The organism is Mesorhizobium sp. M4B.F.Ca.ET.089.01.1.1, from assembly GCF_004022605.1.
GTDB classification, from domain to species: domain Bacteria; phylum Pseudomonadota; class Alphaproteobacteria; order Rhizobiales; family Rhizobiaceae; genus Mesorhizobium; species Mesorhizobium abyssinicae.
This window is the reverse complement of record NZ_RZOS01000334.1, coordinates 1-6,473: the sequence shown is the minus strand read 5'-3', so window position 1 is coordinate 6,473 and position 6,473 is coordinate 1. Positions and strand designations below refer to the sequence as shown.

At 64.1% G+C, this 6,473-nt stretch carries 6 protein-coding genes; 3 read left to right on the top strand and 3 right to left on the bottom strand.

Annotation, left to right across the window (positions count from 1 at the left end):
• A partial coding sequence (locus tag EN780_RS24770; RefSeq protein ID WP_133372701.1) for an FAD-dependent oxidoreductase occupies positions 1 to 1,767 on the top strand: 1,767 nt, incomplete at its 5' end.
• A gap of 333 nt (positions 1,768 to 2,100) precedes the next feature.
• Here EN780_RS24770 and mmsB read toward each other — a convergent pair.
• From mmsB to EN780_RS24750, 3 genes are all read right to left on the bottom strand, one after another.
• A complete protein-coding gene (mmsB, locus tag EN780_RS24765; RefSeq protein ID WP_128275588.1) occupies positions 2,101 to 2,985 on the bottom strand; it encodes a 3-hydroxyisobutyrate dehydrogenase in 885 nt (294 codons plus the stop codon).
• Between the two features lie 102 nt (positions 2,986 to 3,087).
• Positions 3,088 to 3,456, bottom strand: coding sequence for a four helix bundle protein (locus tag EN780_RS24755; protein WP_128275586.1), 369 nt, complete (start codon positions 3,454 to 3,456; stop codon positions 3,088 to 3,090).
• Between the two features lie 77 nt (positions 3,457 to 3,533).
• On the bottom strand, positions 3,534 to 4,700 hold the full coding sequence (locus EN780_RS24750) for an isobutyryl-CoA dehydrogenase (RefSeq protein ID WP_128275585.1): 1,167 nt from the start codon (positions 4,698 to 4,700) through the stop codon (positions 3,534 to 3,536).
• Between the two features lie 138 nt (positions 4,701 to 4,838).
• Between EN780_RS24750 and EN780_RS24745 the strand changes: the two genes are divergently transcribed.
• Positions 4,839 to 5,453, top strand: a complete 615-nt coding sequence (locus tag EN780_RS24745; protein ID WP_128275584.1) for a dimethylsulfonioproprionate lyase family protein — start codon at positions 4,839 to 4,841, stop codon at positions 5,451 to 5,453.
• A partial coding sequence (locus EN780_RS24740; protein WP_128275583.1) for a cobyric acid synthase occupies positions 5,453 to 6,473 on the top strand: 1,021 nt, incomplete at its 3' end. The genes EN780_RS24745 and EN780_RS24740, both read left to right, overlap by 1 nt.

Below are 6,473 nucleotides of genomic sequence, written 5' to 3'. Positions count from 1 at the left end.
CATCAGTACTGGATCACCGAGGCGGTTCCGGAAGTTGTCGAACGCAAACGGCTGGGCCTGCCGGAGATGCCGATCCTCAGGGACGAGGGTTACGAGGGCTATCTGCGCGAAGAGGGGGACGGGCTGCTGTTCGGTCCCTACGAGCGGACCGAACAGCTCAAGCTGTTCGCCGAAAACGGCGTCCCGGAATGGTTCGGCGCCGATCTGCTCGACGAGGATTTCGATGCCGTCTCCTGGAATTGGGAGCGCGCGAGCGAATTGGTCCCGGCGCTCGGGCGCGCCGGCATAAAGCGCAATGTGCGCGGGCCTTTCCAGATGACCGCCGATGAACTGCCGCTGATGGGGCAGGCCTGGGGTCTCGAGAACGTCTGGCTCGCGGAGGGCGTGCCGGGCGGCATCCTTTGGGGCGGAGCGATCGGCTACTATCTTTCCGAGCGGATCGTGGAGGGCGGCAACAGCATCGACACGGCCGAACTCGATCCCCGCCGGTTCGGCGAGTATGCCAACAAGAACTGGACCCGGGAAAAAGTCAGGGAAGCCTGGGGCACCCACGCCGTGCAGCACTATCCAGGCCAGGACATGCCGGCGGCGCGACCGCAGAAAACGGCGCCGTCCTACGACCGCCTAAGCCAGCTCGGCGCGGTTTGGGACGTGCTGAACGGCTGGGAGATGCCGAGCTGGTTTGCGCCCGCGGGCGTCGAAGCGCGCAACATCTATAGCTGGCGCTGGACCTCCAAAGGCGACCACGTCGCCGAGGAGGTCCAGGCCGTCCGCCAGGCCGTGGGGCTGGTCGAGATGACGCCGATGACCAAGTTCGAGGTCAGCGGGCCGGGCGCCGAGGACTGGCTCGACGGAATCCTTGCCAACAAGCTGCCTCGTCCCGGTCGTGTCGCCCTTGCCCATCACCTGACGCCGTCCGGTGGCGTGCAGGCCGAGTATGTCGTGGCGCGGCTAAAGAACGATCTGTTCTATCTCATATCGACGCCGCGCGCCGAGCGCTGGAATTTTGACGACTTGAGTCGGCTGCTGCCAAAGGGCGGCAACGTGCAGCTTCGCAATGTCACCGATGATCGCGGCAGCTTCACAATCGTTGGACCGAAGGCGCGGGAGGTATTGCAGCCACTGACGGAAGTGGATCTCTCAAACGAGGCCTCCCCATGGTTCAGCGTGCGGTCCGGAACCGTCGGCCTGGCCAGCGATGTGCGTCTGCTGCGCGTCAACTACTCGGGCGAACTGGGATGGGAGCTCTATCATCCGCTCTGTTATCAGCGGCATTTGCTGGACGCGCTTTTGGCGTCGGGCGAGGCGCACGGGCTGAGATTGGTTGGACTTCAAGCACTGGAGTCCCTGCGTCTCGACAAGTCCTACCGGGCCATGTATCGCGACATGAATGTCGAATTGTCAGCCTGGGAAAGCGGCCTCGACCGCTTCGTCAGCCTCGACAAGGGCGACTTCATCGGCCGGGCGGCACTGGTCGCTAAACAGGAGCAGGGGACGGCGCGCCGGATCGCAACGCTGTCGATCGATACGGACGGCGCGAGCGCGTTCGCCTTCGAGGGCGTTTACCGCGACGGTGAGCTTGTCGGCCACGTCACGTCGGCAGGCTACTCCTACACTTTTGGTCACGACATCGCACTCGCGCTGCTGCCCCTGGAACTGCTGTCGCCCGGTACCGAACTGGAAGTTTCAGTCCTCGGCGAGCGGCGTCGGGCAAAGGTGACCGCCGACTCGCCCTACGATCCGGAAGGCACGCGTGGGCGCATGTGAAACGCCCGGGCACAATTCTCGGAACAAGCTGCGAAGACCGCATACCTCGCCGAATGCGGCAACGAAATATAGTGCAGCAAAACGCAAAAACCGCGTCCCACCGGGAACGCGGCTTTGCCAGATACGCATGGCGTTTCGCTACAAGCGACTTGCGAAACTTACGGGCTCCGGTACGCGAGACCTGATCCGGAGCGCCGGGCGGATGCGATATGTCCGCCTCGCAGTCCGTTTTATAGGCACATCGTTACCGGCCGGTTATCGAGACCTTAAGCAAATCTAAATTTGCCGGTTTCCGGCCAAATAATCTTCTAATAAGCCTTTGAAAGCAGCGGTTTATGCGATTTGGCCGCGGAGGAAATTAATAATGCCGGAGAAATCGACCCCGGCATTGCCCTGTGCGTTGAACAGCGCGTAGAGCTGCGTCGCCTCGGCGCCGAGCGGCGTCACCGCGCCGGCACTTTGCGCCGCCTCCTGCGACAGCTTCAGGTCCTTCAGCATGAGGGCGGCGGCAAAGCCGGGCTTGTAGTCGCGGTTGGCCGGCGAAGCCGGCACCGGACCGGGCACCGGGCAGTAGGTGGTCAGCGACCAGCACTGGCCCGAGGAGGTCGAGGCGACGTCGAACAGCGCCTGATGCGACAGGCCGAGCTTTTCCGCCAGCACGAAGGATTCGGCGACGCCGATCATCGAGATGCCGAGAATCATGTTGTTGCATATCTTGGCCGCCTGTCCGGCGCCGTCGTCGCCGCAATGGACGATGCGGCCGGCCATCGGCTTCAGGACCGGCTCGGCCTTGGCGAAGGCGTCCTTCGAGCCGCCGGCCATGAAGGTCAGCGTGCCGGCGGTGGCGCCGCCAGTGCCGCCCGAGACCGGCGCGTCGATCGACAGCAGGCCGTGTTTGCTGGCGACGGCATGGGCCTTGCGGGCCGATTCGACGTCGATAGTCGAGGAATCGATGAACAGCGCGCCTTCCTTGGCCTTGGGCGCGATGTCCTCATAGACCGACAGCACATGCTTGCCGGCCGGCAGCATGGTTATGACGACATCGGCGTCCTTCACCGCCGCGACGGCGTTGGCCATGACGACCACGCCATGCTCCTTGGCGACTGTGAGGTTCTCCGGCACCAGGTCGAAGCCGTGCACAGAATGCCCGGCCTTGACCAGGTTGGCGGCCATCGGATTGCCCATATTGCCCAATCCGATGAAGGCGATGGTTGTCATAGCGGTGCTCCCAGGGTTAGGCAGTAGGCAGTAGGCAGTAGGCAGTAGGCAGTAGGCAGTAGGCAGTAGGCAGTAGGCAGTAGGCAGTAGGCAGTAGGGGATCTATTCAGGTGCCAGCTTGATAATAAGCTGGCGAAGCATCTTTCCGATGGCTTCTGTGGCTGAGAGCATATGACGAACCTCATCACGAGTGGCCAAGCCGATGCGTTCAGCGATCTGGAGTTGTGTCTCGAGCTCCTTTAGAGAGCCTTGGGCTATCCTGAGAAACTGCTGATAGGAACCCGTGTTATCGCGGCCGTAACCTTCCGCGATGTTTGAAGCGATAGATGTGGCTGAGCGGCGGATTTGGCTGGTCAGCCCGTACAATTCCTCCTTTGGCCATGCCTTGGTCAAGGAGTAGGTAGCGACGGCCAGACCCATGGCCTGCTGCCACACGATAAGATCCTTGTACGAATTGATCTTGCCGGTCATCCTTCGCCTACTGCCTACTGCCTACTGCCTACTGCCTACTGCCTACTGCCTACTGCCTACTGCCTACTGCCTACTGCCTACCGGCCGATCAGCGCGCGTGCGATGATGACGCGCATGATCTCGTTGGTGCCTTCGAGGATCTGGTGGACGCGCAGGTCGCGCACCAGCTTCTCGACACCGTAATCGTGCAGATAGCCATAGCCGCCATGCAGCTGCAGCGCCTCGTTGGCGACATCGAAGCCGACATCGGTGACGAAACGCTTGGCCATCGCCGACCATTTTCCGGCATCCGGCGCCTTGCGGTCGAGCTTCGAAGCGGCGGCGTAGAGGAAGATGCGTGCCGCCTGCAGCTCGGTCTCCATGTCGGCCAGCCTGAACTGCAGCGCCTGGAACTGGTTGATCTTCGAGCCGAAGGCCTTGCGCTCGCCTGTATAGGACAAAGCCTTGTCGAGCGCCGATTGCGCGCCGCCGAGCGAGCAGGCGGCGATGTTCAGCCGGCCGCCGTCGAGGCCGGCCATGGCGATACCGAAGCCGGCGCCTTCCGTGGCCAGCAGGTTCTCGGCTGGCACCTTGCAATCCTCGAAGATGACCTGGCGGGTGGACTGCATGTGCCAGCCCATCTTGTGCTCGTTGGCGCCGAAGGAGAGGCCGGGCGCATCCCTGGGCACGACGAAGGTCGAGATGCCTTTCGGCCCGTCGGCACCGGTGCGCGCCATGACGACATAGAGGTCGCTGTCGCCGGCGCCGGAGATGAACTGCTTGGCGCCGTTGAGCACATAGTCGCCGCCGTCTTTCACCGCGCGCGTCTTCAGCGCGGCGGCGTCGGAGCCGGAACCGGGCTCGGTCAGGCAGTAGCTCGCCAGCCATTCCATCGAGGTCAGCTTGGGCAGGAAGCGCTGGCGCTGCTCCTCGCTGCCGAAGCGGTCGATCATCGACGCCGCCATGTTGTGGATCGAGATGAAGGAGGAAAATGCCGGATCGGCGCGGGCAAGCGCCTCGAAGATCAGCACGGCATCGAGCCGGCCCAGCGCCGAGCCGCCGACGTCGTCGCGGACATAGATGCCGCCGAGGCCGAGCGGCCCGGTTTCGCGAATCACATCGGCCGGGAAATGTTTCGCACGGTCCCAGTCGAGCGCGTTCGGCGCGACGCGGTCGGCGGCGAAGGCCTCGGCCATCTCCTGGATGGCGCGCTGCTCCTCGGTGAGTTCGAATTGGCTGGTGCTCGCATCGACCGCGGCGTCCATGGCGTGCTCCCTGTCGTTTTAGGCCTTCTGGCCTGTCGTTTTTGGCTTTGCGCGCCATTCAATCTAGACCAATGATGCCGCCGCGCAACCCGCCCGGCCGCGGAGCGGCTGTGCATAGATCGACCAACGGAGCATGGCGTGACGACAGTCTTCTATGAACTGCTCGACCGGTTCCACGCCTACCTCAGGACCTTGGACAGCGCTCTGGTCAGCGACGCCGTCGCCCGCATCGATTGGGACATGCCGGTGCGACCGCTGGAGCCGCATCCGCTCGCCTGCCTGCGCCATCTCGACCGCATCGCCGAACTTTCGCCATCGGACATCCGGCCCCTCACGCGATTCGTGGCGGAACATCGCGGCGATCTGCGCTGGGGCCAGACCTACAGCGTCTCGGATTTCGGCCAGGCGTTCCTGGACAATTACGGCTGGCTGGAGGTTTTCGGCACGCGCGGCCATTTCGTCAATGACGAGGTCGCGGCCGGCCTGCTGATCCTCGGGCCCGGGATCGTCTATCCCGACCACCATCACATTGCCGAGGAGATCTACATTCCGCTGACCGGCGGTACGGAGTGGCACAAGGGCGAAAGTGGTTTCCATGTTCGCGAGGCGGGCGAGGTGATCCATCACCCTTCGAATGTCAGCCATGCCATGCGCACGGGCAAGGAGCCGCTGCTGGCGCTCTACATCTGGCGTGGCGGGCCGCTGGCGCAGAAGTCGACAATCCCGGGCACCGTGGCGCAGGGCAGGGGCTGATGGCTGCCAAAGCGATCATGCTGCAAGGCACCGGCTCCGATGTCGGCAAGAGCGTGCTGGTGGCGGGGCTCTGCCGCGCGGCGAAGATGCGCGGGCTGAAGGTGCGGCCGTTCAAGCCGCAGAATATGTCGAACAATGCCGCCGTCGCCGACATTCCCGGCGACAACAAGGCCGCCGGCGGCGGCGAGATCGGCCGCGCGCAATGGCTGCAGGCGATCGCCTGCGGCGTGGCGCCGACCGTTCACATGAACCCGGTGCTGCTCAAGCCGCAAAGCGATGTCGGCTCGCAGGTGGTGGTGCAGGGCAAGGTGTTCGGCGAGGCCAGGGCGCGCGACTACCAGGCGATGAAAGGCCGGCTCATGGATGCCGTGCTGGAGTCCTGGGCGAAGGTCGGCGAGGGCGCCGATCTCGTCATCGTCGAAGGCGCCGGCTCGCCGGCCGAGATCAATCTCAGGAGCCGCGACATCGCCAATATGGGCTTTGCGACGCGGGCCAATGTGCCGGTGGTGCTGGTCGGCGACATCGATCGCGGCGGCGTCATCGCTTCCGTCGTCGGCACCCATCTCATCCTGCCGGAGGAGGACCGGCGCATGATCGTCGGCTACCTCATCAACAAGTTCCGCGGCGACGTCACGCTGTTCGACGACGGCATCAAGGCGATCGAGAAGTTCACCGCCTGGCCTTGCTTCGGTGTGGTGCCGTGGCTGAAGGCGGCGGCGAGGCTGCCTTCCGAGGATTCGGTGGTGCTGGAACGGCTGTCATCCGGCGAGAAGCGGGCGCTGAAGGTCGCGGTGCCGATGCTTTCGCGCATCGCCAATTTCGACGATCTCGATCCATTGAAGGCCGAACCGCAGGTCGAGGTGGTGTTCGTGCCGCCCGGCAAGCCGCTGCCCGCGGATGCGGGATTGGTGGTCATTCCCGGCTCGAAGTCGACGATCGGCGATCTCTTGAAGTTCCGGGAGAATGGCTGGGACCGCGATCTCCTCGCCCATCGCAGGCGGGGCGGGCACGTCGGCGGCA